Source organism: Pantoea sp. K16 (assembly GCF_048452805.1).
GTDB lineage: Bacteria > Pseudomonadota > Gammaproteobacteria > Enterobacterales > Enterobacteriaceae > Pantoea > Pantoea agglomerans.
In genome coordinates this window covers 153,767-172,925 of sequence record NZ_JBLWNV010000002.1, presented here as the reverse complement: position 1 = coordinate 172,925, position 19,159 = coordinate 153,767, and the positions used below count along the sequence as shown (strand labels likewise).

Here is a 19,159-nt window from a genome sequence, read left to right as displayed (position 1 = left end):
GATCTAGTGAAACCCCATGAGACAACACATTTTATTTAGACGTTAAACAGGAAGTTCATCACATCGCCATCTTTAACGATGTACTCTTTACCTTCTGAACGCATCTTGCCGGCTTCTTTAGCACCTTGCTCGCCTTTATAAGCGATGAAATCTTCAAACGCGATGGTCTGGGCGCGGATAAAGCCTTTCTCGAAGTCGGTGTGGATTTTACCGGCTGCCTGTGGAGCTGTCGCGCCAACCGGGATGGTCCAGGCACGTACTTCTTTCACGCCAGCGGTGAAGTAGGTCTGCAGGTTCAGCAGGGAGTAACCAGCGCGGATAACGCGGTTCAGGCCTGGCTCTTCCAGTCCCAGCTCTGCCATGAACTCGTCACGGTCTTCATCTTCCAGCTCGGCGATATCCGACTCAACGGCGGCGCACACTGGCACCACGACTGAACCTTCCGCTTCGGCGATAGCGCGCACCTGATCCAGGTACGGGTTATTCTCGAAACCATCTTCATTGACGTTAGCAATGTACATAGTGGGTTTCAGGGTCAGGAAGCTCAGATAGCGGATTGCCGCTTTGTCGTCCTCATCCAGATTCAGTGAACGCAGCATGCCCGCTTCAGAAAGATGCGGCAGGCACTTCTCCAGCGCAGCCAGCTCGGCTTTGGCATCTTTGTCGCCGCCTTTGGCTTTCTTCTGCACACGCTGAATCGCACGTTCACAGGTTTCAAGATCGGACAGCGCCAGCTCAGTGTTGATCACGTCAATATCTTCAGCCGGGTTAACTTTGCCCGCCACGTGGATGATGTTGTCGTTTTCAAAGCAGCGCACTACGTGACCAATCGCTTCGGTTTCGCGGATGTTGGTCAGGAACTGGTTGCCCAGACCTTCACCTTTTGACGCGCCTTTTACCAGACCGGCGATATCGACGAATTCCATGGTAGTCGGCACCACGCGCTGCGGCTTAACAATCTCAGAAAGCTGGTCGAGACGCAGGTCAGGCATCGGCACCACGCCCGTGTTTGGCTCAATGGTGCAGAAGGGGAAGTTAGCCGCTTCGATGCCCGCTTTAGTCAGCGCGTTAAACAGAGTGGATTTACCGACGTTCGGCAGGCCCACGATACCGCATTTGAATCCCATGGTTTGATACCCTTTATAACTGGATGGACAGTGCGCCAGAAGGCGGACTGTCGGAGACGAATTGAAAAATTTCGCGCATTATACACGGAATCACGACGATTCGGGCGTTTAAGCAGGCTTGAAGGCGTGCAGCCGGTTCATCGCCTTGATACGATCCTCTTTCAGCCACAGTTCGGTGCAGCGCGCCGCCTCATCAATGGCATCATCAATCAGCTTCTGCTCACTGGCGGGCGGCTTGCCCAGCACAAATCCGGTCACCTTGTTGCGATCGCCGGGATGTCCGATACCGATGCGCAGCCGATGGAAATTGTTGTTGTTGCCCAGTTTGCTGATGATATCTTTCAGACCGTTATGGCCGCCATGCCCGCCGCCCTGCTTGAACTTCGCCACGCCGGGTGGCAGATCGAGTTCATCATGCGCTACCAGGATCTCTTCTGGCGCGATGCGATAAAAAGTCGCCATCGCCGCCACGGCTTTCCCGCTCAGGTTCATAAAGGTGGTCGGCACCAGCAGGCGCACATCCTCTCCGGCTATCGCCAGGCGCGCGGTATAGCCATAGAATTTGCCTTCCTCTTTCAGTGACTGATTGTGGCGCTCAGCCAGTAAATCCAGATACCAGGCACCCGCATTGTGGCGCGTGGCGGCATATTCAGCGCCTGGATTGGCAAGGCCCACAATCAGTTTAATGCTGCTCACAATGATTATCCTGCTGTTATCGCGAAAGGGCGTTAGTTTACTTCGCCACGGGCGAGATGACAAAGTACAAGCAGCGAAATGGTTCATGACGGTGATTAATCATTTTCCATCGAAATCAACAGGCTGCAATCAGGGCCAGTTAATTATTTATGGCTGATGTGTGATCCACTCCGCAACCTTATCTTCACCCATTGCCTAAGCTTATGGCACTTAACATTGTGTGCGGTTATTGACTCATATGGATGGAGGTGCAGCATGAAACATCAACACTGCCGCGTAGCGGGTAACAGCTTGATGGTACTGGGATTAGTCACAATGGTGCTGGGCGTGGGTTTCTCAATTATGAACCAGCTTCCCGCGCTTGATCTGCCAGATGCGCTGGCGCAGGGCGCAATCTTAGGCATCTTTGTTGGTGCAATGATGTGGCTGGTCGGGGCGGGTTTGAGTGGTCGTGAAAAGGTTGAAGATCGTTATTACTGGCATCGTCACTATGACAAACGTTGTCGCCGGTCGCACAATTCTCACCATTAACTGATGCCAGCAGTGACCGGATGCTGCGCTATGCGGTTCCGGCCGCTGGCCTTGGCGTGATAGAGCGCTTTATCCGCCAGTGCGAGTAAATCGTCAAAACCCTGCTGCTGATGTGTGACCGTGGCAAACCCAATGCTGACCGAATAGGCAATTGAATTGGGTTGTGACGCACAGACCTCCCGCCGAATCGTCTCGCACCAGACTTCTGCATCTTTTGCCGCCACGGGAATTATCGCCGCAAACTCCTCTCCGCCCAGTCGCGCAAAACGCCCCTCAGCCGGTATCAATCCTCTGACAATGTCGCAAAAGTGAATCAATATCTGGTCGCCCTGTTGATGGCCATACCGATCGTTAATGCTCTTAAAATGATCCAGATCGAACAGTATCGCGCTAAAAGGTCGGTTCTGACGGCGGCATTGCGCCACAATCTTCTCTGCTTCATTAAATAAAGCCCGACGATTCCAGACGCTGGTCAGAGGATCGTGCATTGAGGCATGTTTTAAGACTGACTGCATCCGTTCATTCACCATGGCCAGGATAGTAAATGTCAGACCGATGACAAACAGAATCGATTCCAGGATGACGTAAATCGAGAAGTTTGATCCGCCAATGGCGCCAGGCAGCGTGCTGGGAATCGCGCTGTCCAGAAACAGGCGAGCCAGGTGAAACAGCAGATGGATCCACAGCAGCAACTGTGCAGGCCAGAAGGTCACCTTTAGCGTGGCACGCGCCAGCCAGACCAGCTGGATCAGTGCCGCGGTATAGACGATGCAGGCGATGCAGAGCACCAGCACCCGTTTGGGTAAGCTGTAATAGAATGCCGGGAAACAGCAGAGGAGTGCCCAGAGCAGGGCGCCCAGCAGCCAGTGAGTGCCGATGGGCTTGCCGCAGAAGCGCCGGAACGCATTTAACAATCCGCCGTAAGCCAGCATCACTAAAACGTTACCCACTGCAACGGGCAGGAAATGCAGGCCACTGCTGCGCAGGCTACTTAAGAATACCGCAATCAGGGTAAAAACCAGCGACAGGCAGGTGAAGCCGAGAACGCGATCATACTGCGATCCGATCCAGGCAAAAAACATGATGATGCTCAGAAACCCCAGCACATAAAGCTCGCAGACAAATAACGTATAGATATCGAGGCTCATGGCGGTCAGGGTTCTTATGAAAAGTGCGCTGCAAATTACCACTTAACGGCACAGGGCAGAAGCGGGGAACGCGGCGTTTTATCAAAAGAGTGGGTGGCGTTGAAAATAGGCGATTTTGGGGAAATTTATCGCGAAAATATCAGAAAAAGAAGCGCGTTAATCGGGCGCCCGGCAGGCATAAAAAAACCGGGCACAGGGCCCGGTTCCGCGAAGATTAATGCTCGAACATTGCCGAGATTGATTCTTCGTTACTGATGCGGCGAATGGCTTCGGCCAGCATGCCAGATAAGGTCAGCGTGCGCACATTCGGCAGTGACTTAATCTCCTGAGAGAGTGGAATGGTATCGCAGACGATTACCTGGTCGAGCACAGATTTACGCAGGTTTTCAACCGCATTGCCGGAGAAGATCGGGTGGGTCGCGTAAGCAAAGACGCGTTTAGCACCACGCTCTTTCAGCGCTTCAGCCGCTTTGCACAGCGTGCCGCCGGTGTCGATCATGTCGTCGACCAGCACGCAGTCGCGGCCAGCAACGTCACCAATGATGTGCATCACCTGAGAAACGTTCGCGCGAGGGCGGCGTTTATCAATGATGGCCATATCGGTGTCGTTCAGCAGTTTAGCGATAGCACGGGCACGTACTACGCCACCAATATCGGGAGAAACAACAATCGGGTTTTCCAGACCGATCTGCATCATATCTTCCAGCAGGATCGGACTGCCAAATACGTTATCAACCGGGACGTCGAAGAAGCCCTGGATCTGCTCGGCGTGCAGGTCAACCGTCAGAACACGGTCAACACCGACGCTGGAAAGGAAGTCTGCCACTACTTTAGCGGTGATAGGCACACGCGCGGAACGCACGCGGCGATCCTGACGGGCATAACCAAAGTAGGGGATGACTGCGGTAATACGACCAGCAGAAGCACGACGCAGCGCGTCGACCATCACAACCAGTTCCATCAGATTATCGTTGGTGGGGGCACAGGTGGACTGGATGATGAAAATATCACCACCGCGTACATTTTCGTTGATCTGTACGCTCACTTCACCATCACTGAAACGTCCTACAGCGGCGTCTCCCAGGCTGGTGTAAAGGCGGTTGGCAATACGTTGTGCTAGTTCCGGGGTGGCGTTACCAGCAAATAGCTTCATATCAGGCACGAGAAGAACCTCAGGCTTTGCGTCCAGAGAATGAACGGCATGACTGTAACCGGCGCGTACGGTCATGTGCGTTCACACGGGTGTGTTGATGCGAAACGTGCAGTGTCCGGAACGTGGTGACACTGTCACGCATTCGCTAATCGCCTCGCAGGGTACGCTGTAGCGGCGAAACATTTACGCCCCGGGCTACAAATGCGCGTACCCCATTCGGGGCAAGCTCCAGCACCTGGCGGGCAGCAGACTCGGTGTCGAATTCAGCAAACACACAAGCGCCCGTGCCAGTCAGGCGTGACGGCGCGTATTCTAGCAGCCAGGAAACAAGCTCATCAACCTCACGAAAACGTTTTCTTACCACTGCTTCACAATCATTGGTGAAGGGTGATGCTAAAAGCGTCGATAAACTGCGCGATGGAGTATCTCGCGTCAGTTCGGGGTCGTTGAATACTACTGGGGTGCTGATATTCACGCCGGGATGGGCGACAAGATACCACTTTTCTTCCGGCTCTGCGGGATGAAGTTGTTCACCCACCCCCTGGGCGAAGGCCGCGAAGCCCTGGACAAACACCGGCACATCCGCGCCCAGCTTCACACCCATCGACGCCAGCTCATCCGGCGTGAAGCCGGTTTGCCACAGATGATTCAGCGCCACCAGTACGGTTGCCGCATCAGAGGAGCCGCCACCGAGACCGCCACCCATGGGCAGGTTTTTCTCAACGGCAATCTGCGCGCCCGCGTGAGCGGACAGGCGATGGTTATCCTGCGCCGCCTGTTTCAGCATGTTTGCGGCGCGGACAATCAGGTTATCCGCATCCGCAACGCCTGCCACGGGCGTTAACAGAGTAATCGAGCCGCTTTGATCGACAGTAATCTGCAGCTGGTCACCGTAATCAAGAAACTGAAACAGCGTCTGCAGGTTGTGATAGCCGTCGGGACGACGGCCGGTGATGTAGAGAAAAAGATTCAGTTTTGCCGGGGCAGGCCAGTGGGTGATCATTGAACGGTCCAGCCGTCCATACGCAGTTTAATCCGCTGGTCACCCTCTTTCAGCTCCAGGCTCGAAGGCAGCGGCGGGGTGACTTTGCTGTCGTAGCCCGCAATAGAGACCTGCCAGTTCTGACCGTCGCGGCTGTAGTTCAGGCTGCTCAGCTGATAGCTCTCATTGAGCTGATAGTCGGTGGCATCGCCTGGCAGACCCATCATCCACTGGCGCAGATTCGCCAGCGGAATGTTCATGCCGGTCAGCTGCGAAATCATTTTCTGCGCATCGTTGCTGACGTAACGCTTGCCTTTGTTATCGACGATCTGTACCACCGAGCCCTGCGCATCCAGCTGCAGTTCAGTGCTGCCCAGCGGATTGGTCAGCAGCAGGCGATAGCGATCGGGTGCGGTCTGCTGCCAGTTAAAGCGGGCATAGACTTTCTGCTTGTCAGAAAGATAGGCAAAGGCGCCGCGGGTCTGATAGTGCGTGACCTTTGAGACCGCCTGCTGATGCTGTTGCCACTGTGGCGCGGTAACGCTGGGGCCCGGGCCTTGCGGTTTGTTGACGCTACAGGCTGCCAGCAGCACGCTGGCAAGGGGCAAAAGGCGCAACAGATTGCGTGGTGAATTAAGCATCAAGTGGTCATCTCCTCGGACACATTTATTATTCGTAACGGATAACGCTAACCGTCCCGGTTTTAACCGTCAATGCTGTTATGCAGCAAATTGAGCACGATCGGGTTAATCTTATTACAGTCATAGCCTTTGTATGGCTTTTCTTGATCTGCCGCATCTTGTAGAATGCGCCTCACAAAACCCTGACATTATTGGGACATCCCAACCAAAACCGCTATGACGCTGCTCGCTCTCGGAATCAATCACAAGACAGCCCCCATTGCTCTGCGCGAACGCGTCTCGTTCGGGCCGGAGACGCTTGAGCAGGCGTTAAACAGCCTGTTATCACAGCCAATGGTGCAGAGCGGCGTGGTGTTGTCCACCTGTAATCGGACTGAACTCTACCTGAGTGTAGAGCAGCAGGCCGATTTACAGGCGCGTCTGGTGAGCTGGTTATGCAATTATCATCAGCTGGATGAAGAGGATGTGCGAAACAGCCTCTACTGGCATCAGGATAACGAGGCGGTCAGCCATCTGATGCGCGTCGCCAGCGGACTCGACTCACTGGTGCTGGGCGAACCGCAGATCCTCGGTCAGGTGAAAAAAGCCTTTGCCGACTCCTCACGCGGTCAGGCGCTGAGCAGTGAACTGGAACGCATGTTCCAGAAAACCTTCTCGGTTGCCAAACGCGTACGTACGGAAACCGATATCGGCGCCAACGCGGTGTCGGTGGCGTTTGCCGCCTGTACGCTGGCCCGTCAGATCTTCGAATCGCTCTCCTCCGTCAATGTCTTGCTGGTTGGCGCAGGTGAGACCATTGAGCTGGTGGCGCGTCATCTGCGTGAACATCAGGTCAAAAATCTGATCATCGCCAACCGTACCCGCGAACGCGCCGAAACGCTGGCGTCGGAAGTGGGTGCAGAGGTGATCACCCTGGCGGAGATCGACGCCCGTCTGGCAGAAGCCGACATTATTATCTCGTCAACCTCCAGTCCGCTACCGATTATCGGTAAGGGGATGATGGAGCGCGCGCTGAAAGCGCGACGTAACAAGCCAATGCTGCTGGTCGATATTGCGGTTCCGCGCGACGTAGAGCCGGAAGTGGGCGACCTGCCTAACGCCTATCTCTACAGCGTGGATGACCTGCAGGCGATCATCGAGCAGAACCTGGCGCAGCGCAAAGCGGCCGCGGTTCAGGCCGAAAGCATCGTGGTTCAGGAAAGCAGCGAATTCATGGCGTGGCTGCGCTCACAGGGCGCGGTGAATACGATCCGTGAATATCGTTCTCAGGCGGAAGAGATCCGCGCTGAGCTGGAAGGCCGTGCGCTGCAGGCGCTGCAGCAGGGTGCCGATCCGCAGAAAGTCATGCAGGAACTGGCGCACAAGCTGACCAACCGTTTAATACACGCTCCAACCAAATCACTTCAGCAGGCCGCCCGCGACGGCGATAATGAACGCCTGCAGATTTTACGCGACAGCCTGGGTCTCGATTAGGCACACCGCTGTCGCCACCTGTTACGGGAATCCCACATTTAAATGAAAACCTCTATAGTTGCCAAACTGGAAGCCCTGCAGGAGCGCCACGAAGAAGTGGAAGCGATGCTGGGCGATGCAGGCGTGATCGCCGATCAGGAGCGTTTCCGTGCGCTGTCACGCGAATATGCTCAGCTGACCGATGTGACCCGTTGCTTCCGCGACTGGCAGCAGGTGCAGGAAGATATCGAAACCGCGCAGCAGATGCTCGACGATCCTGAAATGCGTGACATGGCGCAGGAAGAGTTGCAGGAAGCGCGAGAGAAGAGTGACGTGCTGGAGCAGCAGTTGCAGGTTCTGTTGTTGCCGAAAGATCCCGACGATGAGCGCGCCTGTTTTATCGAAGTGCGCGCCGGAACCGGCGGCGATGAAGCGGCGATTTTCGCCGGCGATCTCTTTCGCATGTACAGCCGCTATGCCGAAGCGCGTCGCTGGCGCGTGGAGATCATCAGCGCCAACGAAGGCGAGCATGGCGGTTACAAAGAAGTGATCGCCCGCGTGACCGGCGAAGGTGCCTATGGACGCCTGAAGTTTGAGTCAGGCGGCCATCGCGTGCAGCGCGTCCCGGAGACCGAATCCCAGGGCCGCATTCACACCTCAGCCTGTACCGTTGCCGTGATGCCGGAAATCCCGGAAGCGGAACTGCCGGAAATCAATGCGGGCGATCTGAAGATCGATACTTTCCGCTCATCCGGCGCAGGCGGTCAGCACGTTAACACCACCGACTCCGCTATTCGTATTACCCACCTGCCAACCGGTATCGTGGTGGAGTGTCAGGACGAACGTTCACAGCATAAAAACAAAGCCAAAGCGCTGGCGGTGCTGGGCTCGCGTATTCACGCTGCAGAGATGGCCCGCCGTCACGCCGCCGAAGCCAGTACCCGACGCAACCTGCTGGGCAGCGGCGATCGTTCTGACCGTAACCGCACCTACAACTTCCCGCAGGGCCGCGTGACCGATCACCGGATCAACCTGACCATCTACCGTCTGGATGAAGTGATGGAAGGGAAACTCGACAGCCTGATTGAGCCGATTGTTCAGGAGTACCAGGCCGATCAGCTGGCGGCGCTGGCTGGTCAGGATTAATGGATATTCGTCACTGGCTGAAACAGGCGGTCGCCACGCTGTGCGGTGGTGACAGTCCGAAGCGTGACGCAGAGATCCTGTTAGGTTTTGTGACCGGCAAATCACGTAGCTGGTTAATCGCCTTTGATGAAACGGTGCTCAGCGATGAGCAGCTGACGCAACTGGATAGCCTGCTGGCGCGTCGCGCCCGCGGTGAGCCGGTGGCGCATCTGGTGGGCGAGCGCGAGTTCTGGTCGCTGCCATTGCGCGTCAATGACGCCACGCTGATCCCGCGCCCGGATACCGAACTGCTGGTTGAACAGGCGCTGGCGCATCTGCCCGCGACACCGGCAACCATTCTGGACATGGGCACCGGCACCGGAGCGATTGCGCTGGCGCTGGCCAGCGAGCGTCCCGATTGTCAGGTCACCGGCGTGGATCGCATTGAAGCCGCCGTTGAGCTGGCGAACAGTAATGCGCAGCAGCTCAGCCTCACCAACACCACCTTTCTGCTCAGTCACTGGTTCCAGGCGCTGACGCCACAGCGCTTTACCCTCATTGTCAGTAACCCACCCTACATAGATGCCAGCGATGTTCATCTGGAGCAGGGTGACGTGCGCTTTGAACCGCGCAGCGCGCTGGTGGCGGATGAAGCGGGACTGGCGGATCTGCGCACGCTGATCGAGCAGGCACCCACATGGCTGCTGCCGGGTGGCTGGCTGCTGCTGGAACATGGCTGGCAGCAGGGCGAGGCGGTGGCCACGCTGATGCGGCAAAAAGGCTATCACGCCGTGGAAACCGTCGATGATTACGGTGGCAATCCGCGTGTGACCTTAGGCCAGTTCCCTTCATAAAAGCGCTTTGAAAAGGATTCATGATGTTCGCCTTTTATCCCCTGATTAAAAATCTGCACATCTTAACGGTGGTGCTTACCGTGACGCTGTTCCTGCTGCGGTTTTACTGGCTGCGCCGTGGATCGGCAATGATGACGAAACGCTGGGTGCGCATCCTGCCGCACGCTAACGACACCCTGTTACTGGTGACCGGCGTCTCGCTGGTGATGATTACCCACTTCTATCCCTTCACACCGCAAGGAAGCTGGCTGACGGAGAAGCTTTTAGCGGTTATCATCTACATCGCCTTAGGATTTGTGGCATTGAGTCGCCGTCCACGCACTGATCGCACCCGCTGGATCGCTTTTCTGGTAGCGTTAATCGCCCTGGTGGCCATCATTAAGCTGGCGCTGACCAAAATGCCGTTATGGGGATAGCATGACCTCGACCGAACAATTAGATTTCAGCCAGACACCGCTGTGTGAAGCGGTGATTGGTGCCACGCTTGCCATCCGCGCCGATTTCCCGGCGTTGTCGGTGGAAGCACAACTTGCGGCGTTAGTCGCCGAAGCACGTGACTATGTCAGCCATACTGAAGATGCTGACATGCAGCTCGAAAAGCTGCTGGAACTGTTCTATCGCCAGTGGGGATTTTGCGGTGCCAGTGGCGTCTACAATCTTTCTGATGCCCTCTGGATCGACAATGTGCTGAAGACCCGCCGGGGCACGGCGGTGTCACTGGGCGTTATCCTGCTGCACATCGCCGCCGAGCTGGAACTGCCGCTGATGCCGGTGATCTTCCCGACGCAGCTGATTCTGCGCGCCGACTGGATTGATGGCGATAAGTGGATGATCAACCCGTTTAATGGGGAAACGCTTGACCGGCACACGCTGGAAGTGTGGCTCAAAGGCAATATCAGCCCGACAGCGCGTCTGTATGACGACGATCTCGACGAAGCCAAAACCGTCACCGTGATGCGCAAGATGCTCGACACGCTGAAAGCGGCGTTGATGGAAGAGAAGAAGATGGAGCTGGCGCTGAACGTCAGTCAGGTGCTGTTACGTATCGATCCTGACGATCCCTACGAAATTCGCGATCGCGGTTTGATCTACGCGCAGCTGGAGTGCGACCATATCGCCCTGAATGATTTAACCTACTTCGTTGAGCAGTGTCCTGAAGACCCGGTCAGCGAAATGATCAAAGTTCAGATTCACGCAATCGAACAAAAACAGGTCACGCTGCACTAAGCGGACCCACTGAAAAGGAAAGGGCATGACACAGAAAGTCGTGAGTATTGGCGATATCAAAGTTGCAAACGATCTGCCATTTGTGCTGTTTGGCGGGATGAACGTACTGGAGTCGCGCGACCTGGCGATGCGCATCTGCGAACACTACGTTACCGTCACCAGTAAGCTTGGTATTCCTTACGTATTCAAAGCGTCATTTGATAAAGCGAACCGCTCCTCTATTCACTCCTATCGTGGCCCAGGCCTGGAAGAGGGAATGAAGATTTTCCAGGAGCTGAAGCAGGCTTTCGGCGTCAAAATTATCACTGATGTGCATGAAGCGTCCCAGGCGCAGCCGGTCTCTGAAGTGGTTGATGTGATCCAGCTGCCCGCGTTCCTGGCGCGTCAGACTGACCTGGTGGAAGCGATGGCGAAAACCGGCGCGGTGATCAACGTCAAGAAACCCCAGTTCGTCAGCCCGGGTCAGATGGGCAACATCGTTGATAAGTTCGCTGAAGGTGGCAACGAGCAGGTCATCCTGTGCGATCGCGGCAGCAATTTCGGCTACGACAATCTGGTTGTCGACATGCTCGGCTTTAACGTGATGAAGAAAGTCACCAAAAACAGCCCGGTGATTTTCGATGTGACCCATGCGCTGCAGACGCGCGATCCGTTTGGCGCAGCATCAGGCGGTCGTCGTGCTCAGGTGGCTGAGCTGGCGCGTGCCGGTATGGCGGTAGGCATTGCCGGTCTGTTTATCGAAGCGCACCCGGATCCTGAACACGCACTGTGTGACGGCCCATCCGCGTTGCCGCTGGATAAGCTGGAGCCATTCCTGGTGCAGATGAAAGCGATTGACGATCTGGTGAAAAGCTTCCCGGAACTCGATACCAGCAAATAAGTTTGCAGTAAAAAAGAGCACTGAGTCGCTTAATAAGATGGTGGGAAAGTGCTGCTGGATTCGCTGTGAAATCGAGCCAGTTCAGAGAACAGGGGCAGATCGAAAAGACGCTAAAGCCATCCATGGCCGCTCGGCCCGCGCCGTCCCTGGCGCGGGACGCTTTTCTCCTCTGCCCCTGTTCCCTTCACGTCGAGTTCATCTGTTGCTGCCAGATGTATTCTGACCTGGGTTTTCAACGACAAAAAAAGAGCGATTAATCGCTCTTTTTTTCGCCTGAAGACGAGTGACGTTACAGCATGATGGTCATCAGATAACCGATAAACAACGCCAGATGCGCGGCTCCATTCAGTACGTTTGTGCGTCCGGTCGAGAAGGAGAGCTGACAGAGAATCAGCGACGCCATCATAATCACCATCTGTGGCGGCTCCAGACCAAATATCAGCTCCTGTCCGGTCAGGGTGGCGATAATGGTTACCGCCGGTACCGTGAGTGAGATGGTCGCCAGCACTGAACCAAAGAAGAGGTTCATGGCGCGCTGCACCTGATTCATCAGCACGGCCCTGATCGCCCCCAGGCCTTCCGGTGAGAGGATCAGCAGGGCCACCAGGAAACCGGTAAACTGTGCCGGTGCATTCAGATCCGTCAGCAGGCTTTCCAGCGTATTAGCATTCATCTTGGTCACGGCAATGACCGCAATCAGATGCACGATCAGCCAGCTGGTATGCCAGAAGCTGCTGTGGGCAGACGGTTTGCCATGATGCGGGTCGCCATCATCGCTCTCATCTTCATGCTCATAGACAAACAGGCTCTGGTGGGTTTTGGTCTGAATCAGCAGGAACACGCCATACATCGCCGCTGAAATCGCCGCGATCAGCAGTGCCTGAGTGACAGAGAAATTACCGCCCGGCAGTGCGTTGGGAAACACCAGTACCAGAATCGCCAGGGGAAAGATAGCGATCAGATATTGCTTCACGCCCGCCAGATTCACGTATTGCGTCGCAAACTTATTACCGCCCAGCAGCAGCGCAAAGCCAACCAGTCCACCGGTTACAATCATCACGATCGAATAGAGCGTATCGCGCATCAGCCCGGGTGCGGCATCGCCGGTCGCCATCAGCGCCGAGATCAGGCTCACTTCCAGAATCACCACGGACAGACTCAGGATCAGAGAGCCATAGGGCTCGCCCAGCCGGTGCGCCAGCACGTCGGCATGTCGTACAACGCTAAAGGCGCTGCTCAGAATGGCAACCAGCGCCACTAAGTTGATACCGACTACAATCGGAAATGATGTGGTTGCACCAAAAAAATAGAGTATACCCAGCGTGATAAGGGGAAGTATCAGCGAGAATTCCTTGTGACGTGTTTTTTCATGTGAAGGCATTCACCATCCTCTCTGGTTAATGATTATCCGGACACAGCGAGTGCTGCTGTTAGAAATATAATCAGTTTTAGGGCAGGGCGCAGTTTATCTTTTCACCGGTCCGAACGGGAAAAATTTACTGCTTTTTACTTAAATGCAATAAATGGTCGAAGCGGTATTAACCTGAAGTTATCTCAAATATTGCAATATTAATCAGGCCACAACAATTTCTCTTTAACCATCTATCTGACCGCCAAATGCAGGAAAATCTGCTTATCATTGTAACTTGTGTGGCCTGTTTCTGGTTTTTAATTTGAAGGGGAGATAAGTGGCTGTTTGTATTTTTGTTCTGTTGCGCCAGGCTTAACAGGAATCCATAAACTGAGGAGCCGTTATGCCTTACTCTAAACGAACCGACTTACCTGACAACGTAAAACACGTGCTTCCCGCGCATGCGCAGGATATCTATCAGCAGGCATTTAACAGCGCGTGGGAAGAATATAAAGAGGCTAAGGATCGACGGGGCGATGATTCGCGGGAAGAGGTGGCGCACAAAGTCGCCTGGGCAGCCGTGAAGAAAGAGTATGAGAAAGGTGATGACGATAAGTGGCATCCTAAACGTTAATGCCGTCGCTAGCCTGTTCACGCCAAAGGGCCAGGATTATCTGGCCCTTTTTTTCATCTTCGCTATAAGGTTTATCTGGTTTTTTTTAACCTGCGACCGGAATCACGCTTGTAACCCCGCGCGGAAATAGATTAATGTCAATTTGATGAACGAAACGCAGCGCCGTTTTGGAGATCATGTTACAGGAGCCATTCTGCAGGACGCCGTTGATGTTGAGGAGGTCGCATTGCTTACCCGGGAATTTCTATTAAAAGCGGATTGTAAAACGTCGTTCGGGGATATCGAAGAGGCGTTGCTCTGGAGTTGCGAGCAGCGCGCGGCCTCGCTGGCAGCCACCCTGGCCTGTCGTCCCGATCACAGCCCGGTATGGATCTTTGGTTACGGCTCGCTGATGTGGAACCCGATTTTTGAGGCGGATGAAGTGGCGTCCGGTTCGCTGGAGGGCTGGCACCGTGCTTTCTGCCTGCGGCTGATTGCCGGACGTGGCACCGCCACGCATCCCGGCCGCATGCTGGCGCTGAAGCAGGGTGGCAGAACCACGGGTCTGGCGTTTCGTCTGCCGGAAGAACGGCTGCATGAAGAGCTGGCGCTGCTGTGGAAGCGTGAGATGATCACTGGCTGCTATCTTCCAACCTGGTGTGAATTACAGCTGGAGGATGGTCGCAGCGTCACTGCGCTGACCTTTATTATGGATCCGCGTCATCCGCTGTATGAATCGGACTCCTGCCCGGAGGCGATTGCGCCATTAATTGCTGCGGCCAGCGGCCCGCTGGGCTCGAATGCGCAATATCTGTTTGCTCTGGAAGAGGAGCTGACCCGGCGCGGCATGGAGGAGGAAAGTCTGAGCCGGCTGGCCCATCAGGTGCGGACATTGCAGCAAGCCTGCCTGAAGCAGGCCTGAACCGGGGCTTAACCAGAGTAAAAGGGCGCGACACTGTCGCGCCCTTTTACGATCCGGCTGCGGGTTACCGGGCTTAGTTACCCGGATTAATCAGCCAGGTACCGGGCTTATCGATGGTCAGGGATTGTGTGTGCGTCTCACTGCCATTCTTAACGTCAATTTTGTACTGTCCCGCCGCCAGATTCAGCGCGGCAAATCCGCTGCTGCCCGGTTTTACCTCGACCGGCTGTCCGTTAAGCACCACGCTTTCACCGCTCTCCAGCTTAAGATAAACGGTTGCCAGCGCGGCCGGAACGGCAGCGGCTGACGGAATCGATGCGGGCGCCTGCGTCATGGCTGAACTGTTGTTAACCACCTCTGGTGTGGCACTGTGGCGATTCGCCAGCCAGATGGCGACAACCACGGCCAGAATGGCCACGGCAGCCAGGCCCAGCAATCCAGGCGACAGTTTACGCACCGTGCGCGGCGTCACCGGCTCGGCGGAGGCGGCGGCATGATTCATCGCCATCACCACCGGCGCAGCAGCCTCCACCGGCTCCTCGACCGGCAGAGCAGGCGACTCGCCCGGCACCGGGAAGCTGTTTACCACCGCTTCCACATCACTGACCGGCAGATCAATCAACGCGGCAAAGGCATCAATCGTTTGTGGGCGGTCGCCTGGTTTCATTGCCAGCGCGCAGTCAATGGCATGCAGCAGCGGCAGTGAGTAGCCTTCTGGCTGGCGTTCCACCAGCGGCTGATAATTATCTTCAATGCAGCGCACCACGCTGACCGGCGGGGGATTACCGGTAATCAGGTTATGCAGCACCGCGCCCAGGGCGTAGATATCGGTCCACGGCCCCTGTTCAACTTCACCCTCTTCGCTGTATTGCTCAATTGGCGCAAAGCCAGGTTTAAGCATGATTTCCGTTTCGTCAGAGAGGTTGCCAATCTCTTTACGCGCTGAGCCAAAATCGAGCAGAACCGGCAGCTGGTTCTCCTGAATCTGAATATTGTCGAGCGAGATATCGCGATGCAGATAGCCGGCCTGATGGATGGTGCTGATGGCACCCAACAGCGGCGGCAGCAGGCGGCGGATCCAGGCTTCAGTGATCGACGCCGGGCTGGTTACCTGCCACTCTTTCAGCGTCATACCGCTGTAGTAGAGCGTGCCCATATAGGCTGTGCCGTTCTGCTCCCAGAAGCGCAGCACGTGCAGCAGTCCCGGATGATTAAAGCGGGCCAGCAGACGCGCTTCCTGAATAAAGCTGGTGAGCCCGGCATTAAACAGCTTCTGGAAACGCTCACCGCGCAGCTCCAGCGTTAAATCGGCGGCACGGACTGCCAGCGACACCGGCATGTACTCTTTGATTGCAATGGTGCGTTCAAGCTGGTGATCCCACGCGCGATAGACGATGCCGAAGCCGCCGCCTCCGATCACTTCCTTGATCTCAAACTCATTGAAACGGTATCCGTCAGGCAGGGCATTCGGAACGGTTTTCGGATTATCATTTGCCGACATAGTGAACTCTCTGTACACGGCCTGCTCGCCAGGCTGCGCGGTAATTAATTGATGTTACGCCAGGCACCAATGGCAGGATCAACCAGATCCGCGTGCAGGGTGTCGATGAGTAACACATTCACTTTTTGCTGTGGCATGAAATAGGGCGCCCAGTGGCTGCGCAACGTATCAACTCGCGATTTCACAGCGTCAGCATCCTGCTGCGCAGCATTCTTATCCATCTTTATCAACAGGGCACCATTGAAGCGCCAGACATGTTGTTTGGCATCAAAGGGCAGCACCAGCCAGCTATCATTCGCATCCGGGCGTGTCACAATCATGCGCTGATTGTTCGCGGCGATAACCTCCAGCTTGCTGTCCGGGATCGTCAGATTGGCGATGGGATAGCCCTGATAAAAGGTGACTGCCACCGGCGTTGGGTGGTCAGGGGTCGCCAGCATCAGCTCACTTTTGCCTTCTGCCCAGCCATCCGGTGAGCACTGCTGCTTGCTGACATCCGGGATAAACAGGGTCTGGGCATTTTCATCCCAGGCGGTGCGAAAATGGCAGCCGCTGGGGAGATCAAAATGTTGCAGCGGCGTGCTGTTGGCGGGCCGAGACAGGTCGAGCGGTGCAGCATTACTCTCACTGGCGCTGGCGGTGGCATCTGCCATCACGATAGGACGCCAGTTCTGCAGCTTACTGGCGCTGCCGCTGGCCAGTACGCCACCCTCTTTACTGGTCATCTGCCAGGGCAGCTCGTCCAGTAATCCGCACTGATTAGCGAGCAGGGTGCCGACGCGCGGTAAAAAGGTGGTCAGCACCGCCGAATCCTTACTTTTGCCGGAGACGATGCGCAGTGGCAGCGTCTCTTTGCACCAGTCGTCAGGCGCTTTACTCACCACATTATCGATATAGACCTCCAGCGCCAGGCTGGGGGAGTAAACAACCCGATAATTTTCAGCCTGGGCGTGAAAGGCAATCAGCAGGGTGATGATGCCGGGCAACCACAGTTTCATAAGGATCCTTGGAATCAAAAACGAGGCGGCAGAAAGCGCGCCGAATCAGCCAGTGAATAGAGCAGCGTTGCCTCCTCCGGCTCACCAATCCAGACCGCCAGTGCGCTGAGATTATCTTTCTTAACGTTGCGGCTCACCGCCTGTTCCATCAGAGCCAGCCACTCTTCGCAGGCATTCACCATGCGCAGCGCCTGTTCCATTTCATGACTGGCCAGATTCAGCCAGAAGCCATCGGTGCAGACCAGAAACGCGTCGCCATCCTCCAGCGCAATCTCCTGCGAAAAGCTCACTAAGCGAGGCGGTTCAGCGCCGAGCGCATTATAGAGTAAATTACTGTTAATGCCGGTATTTTCATAGCCCGCTTCTTTCAGCTGCTGGGCCAGACTGTGATCGCGAGTGACCTCATGAAGCACGCCGCGGCGGAAGTGGTAAACCCGGCTGTCACCGGCATGCGCCCACCATGCGCGCTGTTTTTCACGGTCAATAAACAGGGCCGCCAGCGTGGTGCTCATGCGTGAATATTTCGGATTTTTACCCTGTGCCTCATGCAGCGCTAAGCGGCACTGTTCAATCGCCTGATGGGTTATCTCCGGCGTCAGGTCGGCGTGCGCCTGTAACTGGCTCAGCAGGGTGTCACGCACCAGCTGTGCCGCCATCTCGCCGCCGGGCAGACCGGCCACGCCATCGCAGACCACAAAGCAGGCTTTACGCTCATCCAGCTCTGCGCCGGTGCGATCCTGATTCTCATCGCGTAGCCCCTGCTGGCAGCGGCTGGCAAAAACGATTTTCATGGTTCATCTACCCGCGTCTGAGAGTCCTTATACTGATTCACCTCCATGTCATAGGCATGGAGAAAGGCCTCGCCAAACAGCGTATGGAAATCATCTTCGATCTCTCCGGCCGTACGCTGATAATTACGGGTGAAGTAGTCCCACAGCGCCGCCTTCTTCATGGCGGAAAAGGGCATTTTTGACACCACGCCATCGGCACGCGCCTGCTCCTCCAGCCGCTGCGGATTAAAGGATTGCAGCATCGCCGCAATAATGGCGCGGATACCGGCAATCATCCCCAGCTGGTGGGCCTGCAAATCGACCAGGGCATCGCGTACCGCCTGTTCCGGCGGCATAAACCCGGGCATCTGGCTCTGGTACATCTGCATCAGCACGGTTTTGCCGGAAGGCAGGATCTTGAACGGATTGTTGGCCTCATTCAGGATCATCGTCATGTCCGCTTTGACACCACGCTTGAGAATGGATCGCGAAGAGAGCAGCGCGACGGTGCCCTGGGAAAAGAGGCTCAGCATCCGGCCAGTAATGCGCATCTGCTCTTCATCCACCGGCGTGGCGTGACCGTTGCTCAGCCCCATCCCCTCCAGCAGTGCGGCGATTAGCCGATCCTGATCCACCGGCTGCGCCGTCAGCGCCCGACGCGGCTCGCTGGCCTGGGGATCGATAGCCAGTCGCGCATCGTTGTGGCGCTCGTGGCGTGAGGGCGTTGCCTCACTGACCAGCAGCCGGTCCTCAACCTCATGATGTTCGTGGATGCCCAGCGGATTCGCGGGCTGAGCGCTGTCGCCAGCAAACAGCGCCAGCGGATCGCTCTGCGTGTCGTGGCAGGCGGGGTCTCGTACTTCCAGCGCATAGTCACCGATGCGCAGCGCATCGCCATGCTTCAGCACGACCTGCATGCCGCGACCCAGGGTAATGCCGTTATGCTCCACCGGGGTCACGCTGCCCTGGTTCGTCAGACGGCACTCTCCGTCATGCGACAGGTGAACCAGCGCCTGCAGACGCGAAATGGCCCGAGTCTCATCTGGCAGCACCAGATCGTTGTCCTGACTGCGGCCAATGGTGCCGCCAGGCGGTTGAAACGCGACGCTTCTGACCGGAACATCCGTAGTGCATTGCACAATGGTAAATTGCATGAGTTATCCCAGATTGAACGGCAAACGCTTCCGG

20 protein-coding genes are annotated in these 19,159 nt (G+C 56.1%); 9 read left to right on the top strand and 11 right to left on the bottom strand.

Annotated elements, in window-relative coordinates; all coding sequences use genetic code 11:
* Positions 1-35: 35 nt before the first annotated feature.
* On the bottom strand, positions 36-1,127 hold the full coding sequence (gene ychF / locus ACK13D_RS03525) for a redox-regulated ATPase YchF (RefSeq protein WP_010245885.1): 1,092 nt from the start codon (positions 1,125-1,127) through the stop codon (positions 36-38).
* Between the two features lie 108 nt (positions 1,128-1,235).
* Positions 1,236-1,823 carry an aminoacyl-tRNA hydrolase gene (pth, locus tag ACK13D_RS03520; RefSeq protein WP_010245882.1) on the bottom strand — a complete coding sequence of 196 codons (588 nt, stop codon included), beginning with the start codon at positions 1,821-1,823 and terminating at the stop codon, positions 1,236-1,238.
* 255 nt (positions 1,824-2,078) lie between these two features.
* On the opposite strand from pth, the gene ychH reads away from it, so the two are divergent.
* Positions 2,079-2,354 carry a stress-induced protein YchH gene (gene ychH / locus ACK13D_RS03515; RefSeq protein WP_159226360.1) on the top strand — a complete coding sequence of 92 codons (276 nt, stop codon included), beginning with the start codon at positions 2,079-2,081 and terminating at the stop codon, positions 2,352-2,354.
* On the opposite strand, the gene ACK13D_RS03510 is transcribed toward ychH, so the two are convergent.
* From ACK13D_RS03510 to lolB, 4 genes are all read right to left on the bottom strand, one after another.
* The gene (locus ACK13D_RS03510; RefSeq protein ID WP_418795701.1) at positions 2,351-3,502 is read right to left on the bottom strand and encodes a GGDEF domain-containing protein; all 1,152 of its coding nucleotides are present in this window, start codon (positions 3,500-3,502) and stop codon (positions 2,351-2,353) included. The two genes, ychH and ACK13D_RS03510, sit on opposite strands and share 4 nt — an antisense overlap.
* A gap of 214 nt (positions 3,503-3,716) precedes the next feature.
* Positions 3,717-4,664: a ribose-phosphate diphosphokinase gene (gene prs / locus ACK13D_RS03505; protein WP_010245874.1), complete on the bottom strand. Its 948-nt coding sequence runs from the start codon at positions 4,662-4,664 to the stop codon at positions 3,717-3,719.
* A 136-nt stretch (positions 4,665-4,800) separates the two neighbouring features.
* Positions 4,801-5,658, bottom strand: a complete 858-nt coding sequence (gene ispE, locus ACK13D_RS03500) for a 4-(cytidine 5'-diphospho)-2-C-methyl-D-erythritol kinase (RefSeq protein WP_033767051.1) — start codon at positions 5,656-5,658, stop codon at positions 4,801-4,803.
* Positions 5,655-6,278 carry a lipoprotein insertase outer membrane protein LolB gene (gene lolB, locus ACK13D_RS03495; protein WP_010669984.1) on the bottom strand — a complete coding sequence of 208 codons (624 nt, stop codon included), beginning with the start codon at positions 6,276-6,278 and terminating at the stop codon, positions 5,655-5,657. Before lolB ends, ispE begins: the two co-directional genes overlap by 4 nt.
* 216 nt (positions 6,279-6,494) lie before the next feature.
* Between lolB and hemA the strand changes: the two genes are divergently transcribed.
* From hemA to kdsA, 6 genes are read left to right on the top strand one after another with little or no spacing between them, the layout of a single operon-like run.
* Complete coding sequence (gene hemA / locus ACK13D_RS03490) at positions 6,495-7,751, top strand: glutamyl-tRNA reductase (protein WP_010669985.1); 1,257 nt, start codon at positions 6,495-6,497, stop codon at positions 7,749-7,751.
* A gap of 42 nt (positions 7,752-7,793) precedes the next feature.
* On the top strand, positions 7,794-8,876 hold the full coding sequence (prfA, locus tag ACK13D_RS03485) for a peptide chain release factor 1 (RefSeq protein ID WP_010245863.1): 1,083 nt from the start codon (positions 7,794-7,796) through the stop codon (positions 8,874-8,876).
* Positions 8,876-9,709, top strand: a complete 834-nt coding sequence (gene prmC / locus ACK13D_RS03480) for a peptide chain release factor N(5)-glutamine methyltransferase (RefSeq protein ID WP_010669986.1) — start codon at positions 8,876-8,878, stop codon at positions 9,707-9,709. Before prfA ends, prmC begins: the two co-directional genes overlap by 1 nt.
* A gap of 23 nt (positions 9,710-9,732) precedes the next feature.
* Positions 9,733-10,125, top strand: a complete 393-nt coding sequence (locus ACK13D_RS03475) for a SirB2 family protein (protein ID WP_022625782.1) — start codon at positions 9,733-9,735, stop codon at positions 10,123-10,125.
* A gap of 1 nt (position 10,126) precedes the next feature.
* Positions 10,127-10,936 carry an invasion regulator SirB1 gene (sirB1, locus tag ACK13D_RS03470; protein ID WP_010245855.1) on the top strand — a complete coding sequence of 270 codons (810 nt, stop codon included), beginning with the start codon at positions 10,127-10,129 and terminating at the stop codon, positions 10,934-10,936.
* A gap of 25 nt (positions 10,937-10,961) precedes the next feature.
* The gene (gene kdsA, locus ACK13D_RS03465) at positions 10,962-11,816 is read left to right on the top strand and encodes a 3-deoxy-8-phosphooctulonate synthase (RefSeq protein ID WP_010669989.1); all 855 of its coding nucleotides are present in this window, start codon (positions 10,962-10,964) and stop codon (positions 11,814-11,816) included.
* A gap of 289 nt (positions 11,817-12,105) precedes the next feature.
* Here kdsA and chaA read toward each other — a convergent pair whose 3' ends face one another.
* Positions 12,106-13,197, bottom strand: coding sequence for a sodium-potassium/proton antiporter ChaA (gene chaA / locus ACK13D_RS03460; RefSeq protein ID WP_010669990.1), 1,092 nt, complete (start codon positions 13,195-13,197; stop codon positions 12,106-12,108).
* A gap of 373 nt (positions 13,198-13,570) precedes the next feature.
* Between chaA and chaB the strand changes: the two genes are divergently transcribed.
* Together chaB and ACK13D_RS03450 are read left to right on the top strand one after the other, a co-directional pair.
* Entirely contained in the window at positions 13,571-13,801 is a 231-nt protein-coding gene (chaB, locus tag ACK13D_RS03455; protein WP_010245846.1) for a putative cation transport regulator ChaB, read from the top strand.
* A gap of 226 nt (positions 13,802-14,027) precedes the next feature.
* The gene (locus ACK13D_RS03450; RefSeq protein ID WP_164480396.1) at positions 14,028-14,702 is read left to right on the top strand and encodes a gamma-glutamylcyclotransferase; all 675 of its coding nucleotides are present in this window, start codon (positions 14,028-14,030) and stop codon (positions 14,700-14,702) included.
* 73 nt (positions 14,703-14,775) lie between these two features.
* On the opposite strand, the gene ACK13D_RS03445 is transcribed toward ACK13D_RS03450, so the two are convergent.
* From ACK13D_RS03445 to tagH, 4 genes are read right to left on the bottom strand one after another with little or no spacing between them, the layout of a single operon-like run.
* Positions 14,776-16,203, bottom strand: a complete 1,428-nt coding sequence (locus ACK13D_RS03445; RefSeq protein WP_010245841.1) for a serine/threonine protein kinase — start codon at positions 16,201-16,203, stop codon at positions 14,776-14,778.
* A 44-nt stretch (positions 16,204-16,247) separates the two neighbouring features.
* On the bottom strand, positions 16,248-17,201 hold the full coding sequence (locus ACK13D_RS03440; protein ID WP_010245838.1) for a hypothetical protein: 954 nt from the start codon (positions 17,199-17,201) through the stop codon (positions 16,248-16,250).
* 14 nt (positions 17,202-17,215) lie between these two features.
* On the bottom strand, positions 17,216-17,992 hold the full coding sequence (locus ACK13D_RS03435) for a PP2C family protein-serine/threonine phosphatase (RefSeq protein ID WP_010669994.1): 777 nt from the start codon (positions 17,990-17,992) through the stop codon (positions 17,216-17,218).
* Positions 17,989-19,125 (bottom strand): type VI secretion system-associated FHA domain protein TagH, encoded by a 1,137-nt coding sequence (gene tagH / locus ACK13D_RS03430; RefSeq protein WP_010669995.1) that lies wholly within the window; start codon positions 19,123-19,125, stop codon positions 17,989-17,991. Before tagH ends, ACK13D_RS03435 begins: the two co-directional genes overlap by 4 nt.
* Positions 19,126-19,159 lie beyond the last annotated feature (34 nt).